This is a genomic window from Nocardia sp. NPDC056100 (genome assembly GCF_042266325.1).
Classification (GTDB): Bacteria; Actinomycetota; Actinomycetes; order Mycobacteriales; family Mycobacteriaceae; genus Nocardia.
Genome location: NZ_JBHJVY010000005.1, coordinates 340,830 through 358,132 on the forward strand (window position 1 = coordinate 340,830; position 17,303 = coordinate 358,132).

The 17,303-nt window shown below is 66.1% G+C and carries 13 protein-coding genes; 10 read left to right on the plus strand and 3 right to left on the minus strand.

Annotated elements, in window-relative coordinates; all coding sequences use genetic code 11:
- The first annotated feature begins 12 nt into the window (after window positions 1-12).
- Window positions 13-5,673 carry a DUF6531 domain-containing protein gene (locus ACFC0O_RS38165; protein WP_375966905.1) on the plus strand — a complete coding sequence of 1,887 codons (5,661 nt, stop codon included), beginning with the start codon at window positions 13-15 and terminating at the stop codon, window positions 5,671-5,673.
- A 23-nt stretch (window positions 5,674-5,696) separates the two neighbouring features.
- Complete coding sequence (locus ACFC0O_RS38170; RefSeq protein WP_375966907.1) at window positions 5,697-6,125, plus strand: hypothetical protein; 429 nt, start codon at window positions 5,697-5,699, stop codon at window positions 6,123-6,125.
- A gap of 69 nt (window positions 6,126-6,194) precedes the next feature.
- On the opposite strand, the gene ACFC0O_RS38175 is transcribed toward ACFC0O_RS38170, so the two are convergent.
- The 3 genes from ACFC0O_RS38175 to ACFC0O_RS38185 are packed head-to-tail and all read right to left on the minus strand — an operon-like array spanning window position 6,195 to window position 8,666.
- Window positions 6,195-6,596: a VOC family protein gene (locus ACFC0O_RS38175; protein ID WP_375966908.1), complete on the minus strand. Its 402-nt coding sequence runs from the start codon at window positions 6,594-6,596 to the stop codon at window positions 6,195-6,197.
- 22 nt (window positions 6,597-6,618) lie between these two features.
- Window positions 6,619-7,629 (minus strand): Gfo/Idh/MocA family oxidoreductase, encoded by a 1,011-nt coding sequence (locus tag ACFC0O_RS38180; protein WP_375966909.1) that lies wholly within the window; start codon window positions 7,627-7,629, stop codon window positions 6,619-6,621.
- 32 nt (window positions 7,630-7,661) lie between these two features.
- Window positions 7,662-8,666 carry a LacI family DNA-binding transcriptional regulator gene (locus ACFC0O_RS38185; protein WP_375966911.1) on the minus strand — a complete coding sequence of 335 codons (1,005 nt, stop codon included), beginning with the start codon at window positions 8,664-8,666 and terminating at the stop codon, window positions 7,662-7,664.
- Window positions 8,667-8,901: 235 nt separating this feature from the next.
- Between ACFC0O_RS38185 and ACFC0O_RS38190 the strand changes: the two genes are divergently transcribed.
- From ACFC0O_RS38190 to iolD, 8 genes are read left to right on the plus strand one after another with little or no spacing between them, the layout of a single operon-like run.
- Window positions 8,902-9,792 carry a TIM barrel protein gene (locus ACFC0O_RS38190; protein WP_375966912.1) on the plus strand — a complete coding sequence of 297 codons (891 nt, stop codon included), beginning with the start codon at window positions 8,902-8,904 and terminating at the stop codon, window positions 9,790-9,792.
- A gap of 17 nt (window positions 9,793-9,809) precedes the next feature.
- Window positions 9,810-10,826, plus strand: a complete 1,017-nt coding sequence (locus ACFC0O_RS38195) for a sugar ABC transporter substrate-binding protein (RefSeq protein ID WP_375966914.1) — start codon at window positions 9,810-9,812, stop codon at window positions 10,824-10,826.
- Window positions 10,827-10,845: 19 nt separating this feature from the next.
- Window positions 10,846-11,889 carry an ABC transporter permease gene (locus tag ACFC0O_RS38200; RefSeq protein WP_375966916.1) on the plus strand — a complete coding sequence of 348 codons (1,044 nt, stop codon included), beginning with the start codon at window positions 10,846-10,848 and terminating at the stop codon, window positions 11,887-11,889.
- On the plus strand, window positions 11,886-12,677 hold the full coding sequence (locus tag ACFC0O_RS38205; RefSeq protein ID WP_375966918.1) for an ATP-binding cassette domain-containing protein: 792 nt from the start codon (window positions 11,886-11,888) through the stop codon (window positions 12,675-12,677). The genes ACFC0O_RS38200 and ACFC0O_RS38205 overlap by 4 nt, the downstream gene beginning before the upstream one ends.
- Window positions 12,674-13,612, plus strand: coding sequence for a 5-dehydro-2-deoxygluconokinase (gene iolC, locus ACFC0O_RS38210; RefSeq protein ID WP_375966920.1), 939 nt, complete (start codon window positions 12,674-12,676; stop codon window positions 13,610-13,612). Before ACFC0O_RS38205 ends, iolC begins: the two co-directional genes overlap by 4 nt.
- Window positions 13,603-14,496, plus strand: coding sequence for an aldolase (locus ACFC0O_RS38215; protein ID WP_375966922.1), 894 nt, complete (start codon window positions 13,603-13,605; stop codon window positions 14,494-14,496). The genes iolC and ACFC0O_RS38215 overlap by 10 nt, the downstream gene beginning before the upstream one ends.
- Window positions 14,493-15,383, plus strand: coding sequence for a 5-deoxy-glucuronate isomerase (gene iolB / locus ACFC0O_RS38220; RefSeq protein WP_375966923.1), 891 nt, complete (start codon window positions 14,493-14,495; stop codon window positions 15,381-15,383). The genes ACFC0O_RS38215 and iolB overlap by 4 nt, the downstream gene beginning before the upstream one ends.
- Window positions 15,380-17,221, plus strand: coding sequence for a 3D-(3,5/4)-trihydroxycyclohexane-1,2-dione acylhydrolase (decyclizing) (gene iolD, locus ACFC0O_RS38225; RefSeq protein ID WP_375966925.1), 1,842 nt, complete (start codon window positions 15,380-15,382; stop codon window positions 17,219-17,221). Before iolB ends, iolD begins: the two co-directional genes overlap by 4 nt.
- Window positions 17,222-17,303: the final 82 nt, after the last annotated feature.

Sequence of the window (17,303 nt, forward strand, 5' to 3'; positions counted from 1 at the left end):
GGGGGTCGACGGGTGTCGGGGATTACGTCGGCTTGGGAGTGGATTCCGCACTGGATCCTCACGCTGCTCAACTTCGGGATGGCCTATCCCGACGGTGACGAAGACGAGATGTGGTCCCTCGGCGATGCCTGGAAGGATGTCGCCAAGGATCTCGAGGCGCTGATCCCGGATGCCAAGGCCGCCACCGACTCCGCGCGGAAGTATTACGTGGGGGAGGGATCGGAGCAGGCGCTCGCCGAATTCGCCAAACTCTTCGGCGGCGGCGATGAATCGCTGGACAGCCTGGTCAAGGGGCTCGACGAGCTGGGTACTCGGACTCGTGAGGCGGGTACCGAGATCGAGTACACCAAGATCATGGAGGCTGGTTTCGCGGCGATCACCGCGTACAGCATCTACGCGCTGATCGCGGCGTGGCCGTGGGGTTCGGCGGCCGTGCCCGCGGCGGCGGCAGCCGGGCGCGAGGCCATCGCGTTGGCGGCGGAACAGGGGGCGCGGCAGCTCGCGGCGCAGATGGCCAAGGCGGGGCTGCGCAATGCGGTCAAGGTGTATCTGAAGGATATCGCCATCACCGGGGTGAAGACCGGATCCATGGGTCTGGCAATGGATCTCGGCATTCAGTCGTATCAGGTGCTGGCCGATCATCGCGACCATATCGATCCGGCGCAGGCCGCGCGCACCGCGCTCGAATGGGGTGCGGGTGGGGCGGTCGCCAAGGGAGTCGCGCCTGGACTCACCAGAATGCTGGGCCATACACCGCTGTCCCCGGCCACCCGGGGCTTCCTCGGTGGCGGATTATCCGGTCTCGCAGGCGGTTTCGGCATGTACGGTACCGATATCGCGTGGCAGGTGGGGGACCAGCTCACCCACGGTGGTCTCGACTGGAACAAGGTCAACACCACTCTCAACCCTGCGATGCTCGCCGCCGGATTCGGCATGGGCGCGGCCCACGGGGTCCGCTCGGCTGCGAAACCCATTGGTGTCAAGGGTCTTCCGGAAGGTACCTCGCCCCATCCCTCCGCCAAACCGGAGGGCGTCGAACGGTCCGTGGTCCCCAGCGTGGACACGGCCAAACCGGCTGCCCTCACCAGCGAGGGTGCACCGGGCGCGCTGACGGGTGAGGGTGGGCCGGGCGCTCCGAAAGGGGATCCAACACAGTCGAACGGTGCGCGCGAGGAGCCCGGGCCAGCTCAGGTCAGCGACGGCGGACCACGTTCGCGTGCTGATGTTTCCGCGCCGCCGTCCGAATCCCGGTCCGGCTTGCCGGAAACTCGTGCGGGCGGGTCCGAAATCCACGCCAGCACCCCTGAAACCCGAGCGGCGGTACCGGATTCGGTGACCCGCGCCGACACCCCCGACGGCAACCGACAGACCCCCGCGGACCGATCCCCGGCCCCGGCACCCATCGATAACGCGGCCCGCCTCGCCCCGTCCACCGACCGAATCCCCGGCCCCGCTACCTCCACACCGCGCGACGCCCCAGCTGCCACTCAACCGGTACCCGGTGATCGCGCCTCCGCCCGAGCTAATGTGCCGACCAGCGCTCCCAGTGGCGAACACGCCTCGAATATCGCTGCTGGACAACATGAAAAGCCTGCATCCATCGACCGTGCCGCACCCATCGACCGTGCCGCGCCCGGTGACCGTGCCGCATCCATCGACCGTGCCGCGCCCGGTGACCGTGCCGCATCCATCGACCGTGCCGCGCCCGGTGACCGTGTCGCGTCCGGTGACCGTGTCGCGTCCGGTGACCGTGTCACGTCCGGCGATCGCGCCGCGACCACTGACGGAGTAGGGCGTACGGAACCTGCTGCGGCACGTGAGGTCGCTTCGGCATCGCAAGCTCCGGCCCGGGTGAACGAAACCCCGAGCGCGACTGCGGAGCCCGCGTCGCCCAAGCAGTACGAACCGAGGCCGGGGAATCCTCCCGAGTCGGTGCCCTCACCCGATACGCATTCCGCAGGCTCCGATGGCGCGGCGGATCATGGTGCGCCGCAGCGGGAGAACCCGAGTCTGCCCGAGCTGGCGAATGCCGATCGGGGGGTGCATCAGGAGACGGTGCACAAGGGGAGTGAGGTCGATCGGACTCCCGGGCAGGTGGAGGAATCACCGGATCCGGTGGACATCGCGACCGGTGAATTCCTGCTTCCGCAAACGGATCTCAGTCTGCCGGGCGTATTGGCTCTGGTGTTGCGGCGAAGACATCGCTCCAGCTATCGGTTCGGGCGCTGGTTCGGATCGTCCTGGTCGGCCACTCTCGATATGCGCATCGTCGTCGATGCGGACGGGGTCACCTTCCTGGCCGAAGACGGCCTCATGCTCGCGTATCCGCACGCGGATGCGGAGGTGCCGGTCGAGCCGATAACCGGTGGTCAGCGCTTGACCCTCACGCGCTCGGAGTCCGGTGGTTATCGCGCGCGGGACCCGCGTCGAGAGCTGCTCTGGCACTTCGACCCCGACCCGATCCTCAATGGCTTGGACGCGGCGCTGGGCAACTACGCCATCTCCGCGATCACCGACCGCCACCACAATCGGGTCAGCTTCCACTACGACTCCGATGGCGCGCCAACCGAAGTCACTCACTCCGGTGGCTACCGGGTACTCGTCGACACCGCCGCAGGCCGGGTCACCGCCTTGACCGTCGTGTCCGCAGACGAGTCCGGTACCCGAGTTCGCGAATTCGCCTACAGCGCAGGCAATCTGACCGCGATCACCACGGGCATCGGCGCGACGACCAGCTTCACCTACGATGATCGAGCCCGCATCACCTCGTGGACCGATTCCAACGGCACCACGATGCGCAACACCTACGACGCGGCGGGCCGGGTCACCCAGCAGCGCGGTACCGCCGGAATCCTCGACTGCGACTTCGAATACGAGACATCGCGATCCGGATTCCACACCACCATCACCGATTCGCTGTCCGCGATCACCCGCCACGGGTTCGACCGCGACCTGCGCCTGCGCGACCTCACCGATCCGGAGGGCGGCACAACCCATTTCGACTACAACCCGGACCGCAAGCCGATACGCGTACTCGCCCCCGACGGTGCCGAGAGCCACTACCGCTATAGCGATCTGGGTGACCTCACCGGGATCACGCGCCCCGATGGCGCGACCGTCAACATCGAATACCTGGGCGCGAATCGGCCGACGACAATTGTCGATGTCGACGGCACCGTCCGGCGTCAAGAGTGGAGTGCCGCAGGCGATCTGATCGCGACGGTCGACGCGGCGGGATCGCGGACCGAATACTCGTACCACCCCAATGGCGCGGCTGCGGGGGTAGTCTCGTCCACGGGTGCGCGGACCGCGATCGAAGTCGATCGAGCCGGACTGCCGGCTGTCGTCACCGACCCGCTCGGTTCAGTCACCCACATCGAACGCGACAGCCTCGGTCGCGTCACGCGCCTGACCGGCCCCCTCGGCGAAATCACCCAGTACGAATGGGCGGCCGATGGAAAACCGTTGCGCCGCATCGATCCTGACGGGCACTCCGAATCCTGGACATGGGACGGTGAAGGCAATCTCCGCACCCACACCAACCGCGCCAACGGCACCACCCACCACACCTACGGCCCCTTCGATCTCCCGACCTCGCGTACCGATCCGGACGGCTCCGTCACCCGCTACACCTGGGACACCGAACGCCGACTGACTACGGTAACCAACCCCCTATCCCAAACCTGGACTTACGAATACGACCGCGCGGGCCGCCTGACCGCCGAAACCGACTACACCGGTGCGACCACCCGCTACACAAACGACACCACCGGTCGCGTCGCCACGGTCACCCCGGCCACCGGGATCACCCGCACCCACGCCCGAGACATCCTCGGCCGAGTCACCGCGATTACGGCGGATACCGGCGAATGGCTCAGCTATCGCCACGATGTCGCGGGCCGAGTCCTCGCTGCCCAGTCTGGTGTCGATCGAGATCCGATCCACAGCCTCGAGTTCTCGTATTCCACACTTGGACAGCTGGTTTCGCAGCAGTTGGACGATCAAGCTCCGATGCGTTTCGAGTATGACGAGCACGGCCGTCAAATCGGCCGCACCACTCCGACCGGCGCGCGCACCGCCTGGGACTGGGACGTCACCGGACAGGCACAGAGCCTATCGACCGACAGTCACGACATCACCTTCACCCACGATGCGGTGGGCCGACCCACCGGCTGGCAAATCGGAACGATCTCGGTACGGCGCACCCTGTCCGACATGGGCCGCCTCATGGCTCGAGAGGTAACCGCCGATCCCCGTCCGCTCCTGAATCTCGGCCTGGAGCCCACTCGCCCCGATCCTCGAATGATCCGGCGCGACAACTACTCCTACCGCCCTGACGGCTACCTGTCCGCACAAACCACCGCACGTCCCGCCACCCCCGACCGGCTGCGAGAATTCTCGCTGGACGCGATCGGCCGCATCGGCGCCATCGCCGACGGCCCCGAGACCGAGTCGTACACCTACGACCCGCTCAGCAATATCACCCACGCCTCTCACGCTAATTCGACTACCGCACAAGGTGACTCGAATCCGGCCCGCGAATACCGCAACAACCTCCTGACCCGGAACGGCCGCACCCGTTACCACTACGACCCCGCCGGTCGCCTGATCCGCAAAACCCGATCCCGCCCATCCCGCAAACCAGCCATCTGGCACTACACCTACAACGCCTTCGACCAACTAACCGAAGTCACCACCCCCGACGGCCACCACTGGCACTACACCTACGACGCCGCGGGCCGCCGCCGCACCAAACAACACCGCACCCCCGACGGCACCGTCCTGTCCCGCACCGACTACACCTGGGACGACACCTACCTGGTCGAACAGACCACCGCCACCGAAACCACCCGCTGGCACTACGAACCCGGCTCCCGCACCCCCGTCACCCAGACCTCCGCCCGCCACGGATTCGACACCACCTGCCACGCGATCATCACCGATCAAGTCGGCACTCCCACCGATCTTCTCGACCCGACCACCGGAACCCCGCTCGCCACAGCGACTTCCACCCTCTGGGGCGAAACCACTTGGCAGGGCACCGCGACCACACCCCTCCGTTTCCCCGGCCAAATCCACGACCCGGAGACCGGCCTCCATTACAACCTGCACCGCGTCTACGACCCCGCCACCGGCCGCTACCTGACCTCCGACCCACTCGGCCTGGCCCCGTCACCGAACCCGAACATATACCCGCACAACCCAACCGGCTGGATAGACCCACTGGGTCTTTACCCCGCCGACAGCGAACGGCCGCGGCATGATCCGCTCCCGGGCGAAGCCGTCGTCCACCTCGATCCGAAGCATGAAGGGGGTGGACTGCACGCGTTGGTTTCCGTTCGCACGGCGGATGGTGAACTCCTGCGAACCGAACAGTGGGGAAGCCCGCAATCCCCATCGAGTGGAATCGCGGCCTTCGATTCCGGTATTCTCTCGCCATTGACCATGCACATTCATATTCCATTGCCGGAACCGGGAATCGCGCTCTCCTACGCTGAAGTCATGATGGATGTGACCGGTCGCGGTAGATATCCGATGTATGATCTCGATCGGCAGAGCTGCATCACGTATTGTGCACAAGTGCTACGTGCCGGGGGGATCAAGGACATTCCGGTGGAACCGACGTCGGAAGCAATCAAATGGCTGATCAGATATTATAATGTGCATATCTGATATCTCTTCGAAGGGTTGAGTCCATGACCTCCGAATACGACTGGAGTTGGGTGGAAGATCTCCCGAGCTGGAAGATTCCCAATGAGCTGAAGAAGTATGACGTACCAACCTCGCACAATCTCGCAATATTGCTGCTCTCCTGCAATCTCCTGCATAACGAGAACAACGCGTTGGTCGGCCGCTATATAACCGAGTACTCGAATCTCAACATCTGGCTGGCATCGGGTGGTCAACAGCGTATGGACGCCAAGGCATTCGTAACCCTGACTTCTCACGTGGAGCAAGACATCCGGAGAATATATGAGGCTTGGAAAGAATTCGAAGCCGCGCTGAAATCGGCATACGAGGTTTCCCCGGAAGAATCGCGTGCCAGAATCGGATCCACCAGCCAATCCCTCCAATTCACCCTCATCGAAGCGATCGATTTCATGAGCCAAATCCGCGAAGCATGACGAGCACAGGATGTCATCAGCCGGGCTGAAGCTCCCGTACCTCAAGTGATCGCAATGGGATTTTGAGGGCTAGTCGGGGGTGGCGGGGCGTTCTTGGATTACCCAGGAGTTGCCGTCGGGGTCGTCGAAGAAGATGAAGTTGTTCCAGGGGTCGCCTCGGCCGGGGAGGCGGGTGCCCTGGTCGAAATGCATTATCTCGGTGACGGGGACGCCGCGGTTGGATAGTTCGGTCTGGGCGGTGTCCAGGTCGGGTACCACCAGTTGGAGGCCTGATACCGAGCCGGGGGGCATGGGGCCGGTGGAGAGGTGGATGGAGCAGGTGGAGCCGGGTGGGGTTAGTTGGATTATGCGGGTGTCGGGGGAGATTTGGATGTCCAGGTCGAGGGTGAAGCCGACCTGGGTGGAGTAGAAGTCTTTGGCGCGGTCCAGGTTCGAGACGGGGACGGGGACTACTTCGAGGATCCAATCCATTTCGGCTTCACCTTTTCGGGTGTTAGTGGCGGACTTCCGTGAGGCGGATGGGGCGGCCTTCGCGGCGGGATTGTTCGCAGGCTTCTGCGATGTAGAAGGCTTCCAGGGCTTCGGCTGGGGTGCAAGGGCTGGGGCGCTGGGCGGCGGCGACCTCCAGGAAGGTGGCCAGTTCTTCTACGTAGGCGGGGTGGAAGCGGTCCATGAAACCGGGGTAGGCGGGGACGCTGGAGGCGGGGTAGCCGGGTTCCACCGAATGCAGGGGTGCGCGGTCGTCGAGGCCGACTATCGCATTGCCTTTGGAGCCTAGGACTTCGAGGCGGACGTCGTAGCCCGCGCCGTTGTAGCGGCTCAAGGAGACCGTGGCCAGTGCGCCGTCATCGAGGCGCAGGATTACCGCCGCGGTGTCGACGTCGCCCGCATCGGCGAAGAATTGTTCGCCTCGGTTCGCGCCGGTGGCGTAGACCTCTGTGACTTCGCGGCCGGTGACCCAGCGGATGATGTCGAAATCGTGGACGCCGCAATCGCGGAAGACTCCGCCGGAGCGGGGGATGTAGTCGGCGGGCGGGGGTGCGGGGTCGAGGGTGGTGGCGCGCAGGGTGTGGACCCAGCCGAGGTCGCCGGAGGTTACCGCCGCGCGGGCGGCTCGGTAACCGGCGTCGAAGCGGCGCTGGAAACCGATCTGGACCGGGACGTCGGAGGAAGCGACTCGTTCGACTACCGCGAGCGTGCCGAGAATGTCTGCGGCAATGGGCTTTTCGCAGAAGACGGGGATGCCGCGATCCACGGCGGCGGTGATGAGCTCCGGATGCGAATCGGTGGCGGTGGTGATGATCAAACCGGTGAGATCGGCGGCCAGCAGCGCGTCGATATCGGGGGCGAAGTCGATATCGAGTTTATCGGCGGTGGCGCGGGCTCGGTCCGCGTCCGCGTCCGCGACGATGACCGAATCCACGCCGGGCAGCGTGGTGAGGGTTTCGGCGTGGGAGCTGCCGATGCGGCCGGTGCCTGCGAGGCCCAGTCTGATCGTGGACATGGTTGCTCCTTCGAAATCGGTTGTGGCCCAGCTCAGTCGCGGGGCTTGGCGGTGGTCGAGCGGACCACGAGGGACGGCTCGAGATGCTGGCGCACCGGATCGGTGCGGCCGTCCTGCATGCGTTCGGTGAGTGCGCGCACCGCGAGGCGGCCGATGCTGTTGCGCGGCTGATCGATGGTGGTGAGAGCGACGTGCTGGAGCGCGGCCAGGGAGGTGTTGTCATAGCCGACCACCGAGACATCCTCGGGGACGCGCAGTCCCGCCTCGGCGAGCGCGGACATGGCACCGACCGCGTTGAAGTCGTTACCGCAGACCAGCGCGGTGGGAAAGTTGCTGGGAGAGAACAGGTTCAGAAGACTGCGCACCGCCGCAGCACCGGCCTCATCGGTGTGCTCGCTGGCAATGACCATCGGCTCCAGACCATGCCGGACCATGGCGGCGGTGTACCCCTTGCGCCGTGGCCCGGCCGCGAACGCCGCCCCGCCGTCCAGGTGCACGATGCGCCGATGACCCAGTGCGACAAGGTGATCCACCGCCAGCGCGGCACCCACCTCGCCATCGTCATTGACCGTGTCCACTTCGGCGAAGTTGGACCCGCGCGATACCAGCACCACCGGACACCGTTGCGCCGCATCGCGAATGGACGCCGCGGGCAATACCGGTGACAGCAGAATGATCCCGCCCGGCCGGAAGGCGAGCAGGCTCGCCAGTGCCGTGCTTTCCCGGGAAGCGCTGCGCCGCCCGGTATTCAGGATGAGTTCGAGGCCCTCCTCCTGCGCCGCCTCGTCCATCCCCTCCACCACATCGGCGAAGAACGCATTGCGCAGATCGGACACCATGACCCCGACGATGTTCGAGGTCCGGCTCGCCAGCGAGCGAGCCATCAGATGCGGTTCGTAGCCGAGTTCATCGGCCGCCGCCAGCACCGCGGCGCGGCGATGCTCACTCACCTTGGGGGAGTTGCGCATGACCAGTGAGACCAGTGCGCGGGAAACGCCCGCTCGGGCGGCGACGTCTTCCATGGTCGGTCGGGTCATGCTGCACGACGGTACCGGTCCGGGCGATTGTCGGCAATAGAGCGCTCTAACGACATGTTTCGGACATTTGGATTCCTGCACAACGCCCCAGGTTGGAGCCGTATTGCATGGTCATGCACCACTTTTCGGTCGCACCCGAGCTCTTGACACGCTTGTGATCGGGGTTACATTGTTGGAGCGCTCCAATAGAGGAAGCGTTTCACACGTTGGCTACCGACAGGTCTGGGAAGTGCCGATGACCGAATTGCGTATTGCCGCCGCGCCCATCTCCTGGGGCGTATGCGAAGTCCCCGCCTGGGGCTATGTCCTGGACGCGGACACCGTGCTGCCCGCCATGGCGGCCCTCGGGCTGACCGCCACCGAGTTCGGCCCGCCGGGCTATCTGCCCACCGCCCCAGCCGAATTGCGCGCGAAACTGGCCGCGCACGGACTCACCCCCGTCGGCGGATTCCTGGCCCTGGCCCTGCATCGAGAACCGAGCGCGGCCCTGGCCACCGCCCGCGAAACCGCCGCCCTCTTCGCCGCGACCGGCGCGGAAGTACTGGTACTGGCCGCCGCCACCGGCGAAGACGGCTACGACGCCCGCGTCCCCCTCACCGATCACGAATGGCGCACGCTCATCGACACCGCGGCGAGCATCGCCGATATCGCCGCCGAACACGGCCTGCGCACCACCCTGCACCCGCACGTGGGCACCCACGTCGAGACCGAAGCCGAGGTTCGGCGCTTCCTCGCCGATTCCGATCTGGACCTGTGCCTGGATACCGGCCACCTGGCCATCGGCGGCACCGATCCGGTGGCCCTGGCCCGGCAGTATCCGAACCGCATCGGGCATATCCACCTCAAGGACGTCCGGCTGGCCATCGCCGATGAAGTCCGCAGCGGCCGAATGGAATACAGCCGGGCCGTGCGCGAAGGCATGTACGTACCGCTCGGACGGGGCGATGTCGATATCGCCGCGCTGGTGCACGCCGTCCGTGCCGCGGGCTACACCGGCTGGTACGTGCTCGAACAGGACACCGCCCTCAATCCCGGCGACACCGCCGCCGGTCCCGACCGAGATACCGAAGTAAGTCTGCGACACCTGGCCGAAATCGGGGCTGAACAGGCCTCCACCCGGATTTAGTGGGTTATGTGATGACAATGAAGTCCCAAGTAGCGGCCCCTCCGGGCGCGAAACGCTCCGGTTCGAAGCGCTGGCGGCGACTATCGCCCTGGATCGCGGCCGCCGCCGTGCTCGCCGCGTGCAGCGGCCCGGGCACCGATCAGACCGCACCCGCCCAGGCGCCCGTCGCCGTCGGCAAACTGACCTCCGTCGCGGTCGTCACGCACGGTTCACCCGGTGACGCGTTCTGGAATGTGGTCAAGAACGGCGCGGAGGCCGCGGGCGATCAGCTCGGGGTGCGCGTGGAATACAACTCCTCGGGCGATCCGAGTCAGCAGGCCAAGCTCATCGACAATGCCGTCGCACAGGGCGTGGACGGGCTGGTCGTCTCCATGGCGAACCCGGACGCGCTGCGCACTTCCATCGAGAAGGCGGTGTCCTCGGGCATTCCCGTGGTGACCATCAACTCCGGTGAGGACAAGAGCGTCGCCTACGGCGCGATCGGCCATGTCGGTCAGAGTGAGCGCCAGGCCGGTGAGGCCGCCGGCAAACGCCTGCACGATGCCGGAAAACAGAAGATGCTCTGCGTGATTCACGAGGCCGGGAATATCGGCGCGAATGAACGCTGCGCGGGCGCGACCCAGGGTTTCGGCACCGCCGTCACCCTCCAGGTCGACATCAATAATCCCACCGATGCCCAGGCGCGCATTCGCGGTGCGCTGGAGGCGGATTCCTCCATCGACGCCGTGCTGACGCTGAATTCGCAGATCGCGGCCCGCGCGGTGGACGCGGTCCGCGAATCCAAATCCAAGGCCGCCATCGCCACCTTCGATCTCAATGATGATGTGGTGGGCGCGATTCGGGCCGGATCGCTGCTGTTCGCGGTCGATCAGCAGCAGTACGAACAGGGCTATCTGCCGGTGGTCATGTTGAAGCTGTACCGGTCGAATCTCAATGGCGTCGGCGGCGGCCATCCGGTGCAGACCGGTCCGGCGTTCGTGGACAAGAGCAATGTCGATGTCGTCGCCGGGCTCGTCGCCCAGGGCACACGGTAGAGGGCCGGGAGTGAATGACATGAGTGTTGCCACAACGACTTCCGAGCCGGCGACGAGCCTGCGGTCATCGCTGGTGCAGCGCCTGGTGGTGCGGCCCGAACTGGGTGCGCTGATCGGCGCGCTGGTGGTGTTCCTGTTCTTCTCGATCATCACCGACAAGTTCCTGAGCGCACTGGGCGTCTCCAACTGGCTGGACGATGCCTCCACGCTCGGCATCATGGCGGTGGCGGTCGCACTGCTCATGATCGGCGGGGAATTCGACCTCTCAGCCGGTGTGATGACGGCGTCCACCGCACTAGTGACAGCCCTGCTCGCGGTGAACGCGGGCTGGAATATCTGGCTGGCCCTTGCGGTCTCGCTGCTGTTCGCCCTCGCGGTCGGCGCGCTGAACGGCTGGGTGGTGATGCGCACCGGCCTGCCGAGCTTCATTGTCACCCTGGGCACCTTCCTGGCGTTGCAGGGCCTGAATCTCGGTGTGACCCGGTGGGTTACCGGCACCGTGCAGGTCTCGGGCATTCGCGGGGCCGACGGATATCAGTCCGCGGGCTGGGTTTTCGCCTCCACCACCGATATCGGCGATGCGCATATTCAAGCCTCGGTGGTGTGGTGGATCGTGCTCACCGCCATCGCGGCAATAGTGTTGATGCGCACCAGATTCGGCAACTGGATCTTCGCGGTCGGCGGTTCACTGCCCAGCGCCCGCGCGGTCGGCGTCCCGGCCGCCCGCACCAAGATCATTCTCTTCATGACCACGGCCTTCGCGGGCTGGGTGGTGGGCGCGTGCAATCTGCTGCGCTTCTCCAGCGTGCAGGCCAATCAGGGTGTGGGACTGGAGTTCCAGTACATCATCGCGGCGGTCGTCGGCGGCTGTCTGCTCACCGGCGGCTTCGGTTCGGTGGTCGGTGCGGCGCTGGGCGCGCTCACCTTCGGTATGGCGCGGCAGGGCATCGTCTTCGCGGGCTGGAACAGCGACTGGTTCATGCTCTTCCTCGGCGTGCTGCTGCTCTCGGCCGTACTGGTCAACAACGAGTTCAAGAAGCGAGCGGAAAGGGTACGCCGATGACTTCGCAGGCACCCCTCATCGAAACCGTCGATATCGGAAAGAGTTACGGCGGCGTGGTGGCGCTGCACGATGTGACCATGGTGGTCAATCCCGGCGAGGTCACCTGCGTGCTGGGCGACAATGGCGCGGGCAAATCCACCCTGATCAAGATTCTGGCGGGCGTGCATCAGCACGACACCGGCGAACTCCGGATCGAGGGCAAGCCGACCCGATTGTCCTCCCCGCGTGAGGCTTTGGATCTCGGCATCGCCACCGTGTACCAGGATCTGGCCGTGGTGCCGCTCATGAGCGTCTGGCGCAATTTCGTGCTGGGCTCCGAACCCACCAAGAAGCTGGGTCCGATCCAGCTGCTGGACCGGCGGCAGTCTAAGGACATCACCCGTAAAGCCTTGGAGGACATGGGAATCGAGATTCGCGATCTCGAACAGCCGGTCGGCACCCTGTCCGGCGGCCAGCGCCAATGCGTGGCCATCGCCCGCGCGGTGCACTACGGCGCGAAGGTGCTGATTCTCGATGAGCCAACGGCCGCACTGGGTGTGAAGCAGGCGGGCATCGTGCTTCGCTACGTCGTGCAGGCGCGCGACCGCGGCCTGGGCGTCGTACTCATCACCCACAATCCGCATCACGCCTACCCGGTCGGTGACCGCTTCCTGCTGTTGCAGCGTGGTGGCCAGCTCGGCTCCTATGAGAAGTCCGAGATCGACCTCTCCGAATTGACCCGCCAGATGTCCGGCGGCGCGGAACTCGAAGCGCTGCAACACGAATTGCAGCGAGTGGTGTCGGAATGACCGAACTGGAAGTGCTGACCGTCGGCCGGGTCGGGGTCGACCTGTACCCCGAACAGAGCGGGGTGCCGCTGGCCAAGGTGCAGACCTTCGCCAAATTCCTGGGCGGCACCGCCACCAATGTCGCGGTGGCGGCCGCCCGCCTGGGCCGCCGCACGGCGCTGCTCACCAAGGTCGGCCCGGACGGCTTCGGCGATTTCGTGCGAGACGCGCTAGCGGACTTCGGTGTCGAGAACCGCTATGTCGGCACCGCGCCGAGTCTCCAGACACCGGTGGTGTTCTGCGAGCTGAACCCGCCCGCCGATCCGCCGCTGCTGTTCTATCGCGCGCCCATCGCCCCGGATCTCACCCTCGTCGATGATGAGATCCCCTGGGATGTAGTCGATTCCGTACCCCTGCTGTGGGTCACCGGAACCGGCGTCAGCGCCGAACCCGGCCGCACCACCCAGCGCGCCATGCTGGAGCGCCGCGACCGGCGCGGCCACACCGTCCTGGACCTGGACTACCGCCCCATGTTCTGGCCCGATGTCGACACCGCCCGCGCCGAGATCGGCTGGATGGTCGATCACGTGAATGTGGTGGTGGGCAATAGAACCGAAGTCCAGGTCGCCGTCGGCACCGCCGATCCGGATGAGGCCGCCGACCGGCTGCTCGCCCGGGGCGTCCGCCTGGCCGTGATCAAACGCGGCGCCGAAGGCGTCCTGGTCGCCACCGAATCCGAACGCTGGACCGTCCCGCCCTGCCGTGTCGAGGTCGTCTGCGGTCTCGGCGCGGGTGACGGGTTCGGCGGCGCGCTCATCCACGGCCTGCTCGCGGGCTGGGATCCACACCGCCTGGGCACCTTCGCCAATGCCGCCGGGGCGCTGGTCGCCTCCCGCCTGGCCTGCGCCGACGCCATGCCGACCGAGGCCGAGATCGAGGAGTTACTGTGCACCTGACCGATGACCGCTGGTACCGGCTGCTGCGGGCCCGAGCCACCGAACCCGAAGCGGTGCAGCGTGCCTACGCCGACCGCATTCGCCGCCCTAATCTGCTGTCGGACAAGGGAACCCTGTTCCTGGTCGCCGCCGACCATCCGGCCCGCGGTGCTCTCGGCGTCGGTGCGGACAACACCGCCATGGCCGATCGCCGCACCCTGCTGGAGCGATTGCTCATCGCGCTCGACAATCCCGCCGTCGACGGCGTGCTCGGCTCCCCGGATATCGTCGAGGAACTGCTGCTGCTCGAGGCCGTGCACGACAAGATCGTCATCGGCTCCATGAACCGCGGCGGCCTCGCCGGAGCGGACTGGGAGATCGACGACCGCTTCACCGGATACGACGCCGAATCCCTGGTGAAATACCGCCTCGATGGCGGAAAGATGCTCTTGCGCATGGTGGATTCGGACGCGGGCACAATTCCGACACTGGAAGCCTGCGCCCGGGCGGTCTCCGAACTCGCCGAGCACGGACTCATGGCCATGGTGGAACCGCTGCCGTACGGGCGCGATCCGTCGGGGTCGCTGGTCATGCATCGCGATGCCGCCTCGCTGCAACGCGCCATCACCATCGCCTCCGGTCTAGGCGTCACCTCGGCCTACACCTGGCTCAAAGTACCAGCGCCGCAAGATATTTCGGCACTCGATGCAACCACACTGCCCGTACTGGTGCTGGGCGGCGCGCCCTCGGGTGATCCGGCGGCGGATCTGGCGTCATGGGGTTCGGCCCTCACTCACGATGTGGTGCGCGGCCTGGTCGTCGGCCGCAGCCTGCTCTATCCGCCCGATGGCGATGTGGCGGGCGCGGTGGATGCCGCCGCGAGGGTGCTCGAGGCCGCGTCATGAGCAAATTGCACCGTCGCGCCGAAACCCTCGGTGACAGAAACGATCCCGTCGCGCTGACACCGGATGATGCGGGCTGGACCTACACCGGGCTGCGCGTACTCCGACTGGAGGCGGGCGAATCGCGCACCGTGCACACGGGTGAGTTCGAAGCGTTCATCCTGCCCCTGTCCGGATCCTGCACCGTCCGGGTGGACGGCCTCACCTTCGAACTGGAAGGCCGGGAAACGGTTTTCACCCGAGTCACCGATTTCGCCTATGTCCCGCGCGATGCCGAGGTCGAGCTGACGACGACACACGGCATCGAGGTCGCGCTGCCCATGGCGCGCTGCACCCGCCGCCTCGAACCCAAATACGGTCCGGCGGACAAGGTTCCGGTGGAGGTACGCGGGGCGGGCGTCGCGACTCGTCAAGTCACCGGTTTCGGCGTTCCCGGAATATGGGACCATGCCGACAAACTCAATGCCTGCGAACTCATCACCCCCGGCGGCAATTGGTCGTCCTATCCGCCGCACAAGCATGACGAGGCGAGCGACTGCGAGGTCGTCAACGAGGAGATCTACTACTTCCGCATTGCCGACCGCGACGGAATCACGCCCTCGCCAAGGGGTTTCGGCATGCACCGCACCTATACCGCCGATGGCGCACTCGACGAGAATGTCGCGGTCCGGGACGGCGATGTCTTCCTGGTCCCGCACGGCTACCACGGCCCGTGCATCGCCGCCCCCGGCTACGCCATGTACTACCTCAATGTCCTGGCAGGTCCCGCCCCCGACCGGTCCATGGCCTTCTGTGACGACCCGGATTACTCCTGGGTCCGATCGCATTGGGCCGATGAACCATTGGACCCGCGCTGCCCGGTCACCACGCACGAAGGACGCCGCGAATGAGACTCACGACCGCACAAGCCCTGGTGGCCTGGCTGGTCGCCCAGCGCTCGGAACTGCTCGACGGCACCGAAGTGCCGCTGTTCCCACATGTTTTCGCCATCTTCGGGCACGGCAATGTACTCGGGCTGGGCACCGCGCTCCAGGAACGCCGCGACGATATCCCGGTATGGCGCGGGCATACCGAACAGGGCATGGCGCTGGCCGCCGTAGGTTTGGCCAAGGCCGCGCATCGGCGTCAGGTCGGCATCGCCACCTCGTCCATCGGACCGGGCGCGCTCAATATGGTCACCGCCGCCGGTGTAGCACATGCTAATCGGCTGCCGCTACTGCTGCTCCCGGGTGACACCTTCACCAGCCGCGCACCCGATCCGGTGCTGCAGCAGGTCGAGAATTTCGGCGATCCCACCGTCACCGTGAATGACGCGTTCCGTTCGGTGAGCAGGTATTTCGATCGCATCACCCGCCCCGAGCAGCTGATCGCGACGCTGCCGCAGGTGGCGCGGGTGCTGACCGATCCGGCAGAGGCGGGACCGGTGACGCTCGCACTACCGCAGGACGTTCAGGTGGAGACCTACGAATTTCCGGACGCGCTGTTCGAACCGGTGCTGCATCGCATCCCTCGTCCGCGCCCGGATCGGCGCAGCGTTTCGGAGGCGGCCGCCCGGCTGGTTACCGCGCAACGTCCGCTGTTGATACTCGGAGGCGGCGTCCGCTATTCGGGTGCGGCCGACAGCGCCGTGAAATTCGCTGAGCGGCACGGTATTCCGATCACCGAGACCACCGCCGGACGGACACTGGTTCCCCACGATCATCCGCTCTACGCGGGCCCGCTGGGCATTACCGGTGCGGCCTCGGCGAATACCCTCGCCGCGGAAGCCGATGTCGTCCTGGCCGTCGGCACCCGTCTCCAGGATTTCACCACCGCCTCCTGGACCGTCTTCGCCGACGATGTGCGACTCATCCATATCAATGCCGCGCGCTTCGATGCCGTCAAACACGGTGCGCTCGCCGTGGTCGGTGACGCGGATGCCGCACTGGCCGAACTCGCGCACGAAACAGGGGAGTGGCACGCGGATCCGGCCTGGACCGCCCGCGCCGCGACCGTTCGCGCGGAATGGGACGCCCATATCGACAAACTCCGCACCCCTGCGCTCGGCGCGCCCACCTATGCCCAGATCGTCGGCATGGTCAATGACCTCAGCGGGCCCGAGGATTACGTGATGACGGCGTCCGGCGGCCTTCCCGGCGAACTCATCGGCGGCTGGCGCGCCACCGGCGGTGCACCCACCATGGATGTCGAATACGGCTTCTCCTGTATGGGATACGAACTGTCGGGCGCGTGGGGCGCTGCCATCGCGCATCGCGGCCTGGTCACCACAATGCTCGGCGACGGCTCCTATCTGATGCTCAATTCCGAACTGTTCTCCGCGGCGTTCGCGGGTCATCCGCTGGTGGCGGTGGTGTGCGATAACGACGGCTACGCGGTGATCGCGCGGCTGCAGGAAGGCCAGGGCGCACAGCCGTTCAATAACTTCTATGCCGATTGCCGCAGCAATCACGATATGCCGCCGCGCGTCGATTTCGCCGCGCACGCCCGCGCGCTGGGCTGCGCGGTGTTCACCGCGGGCGAACCCGCGGAATTCCGCGATGCGTACGTCCGCGCCCGAGCCACCGCTGTCGCGGAGAAGCGTCCGGCCGTGCTCGTGGTGCACACCCAGCCGTCGTCGTGGACCGAATCCGGGGCGTGGTGGGAAGTCGGTGTGCCCCAGCACCTCTCGGGCCGTGCCGCCTATGAGCAGGAGAAACCGGGCCAACTCCGCTATACCCGCGCGGACTGATCCGGACCCCGCGCGCGGCGCACCCGAGCAATCCGGTCATACCGGGACTCGCGTGACCCGCGCGGGCAATCTATGGCAGACT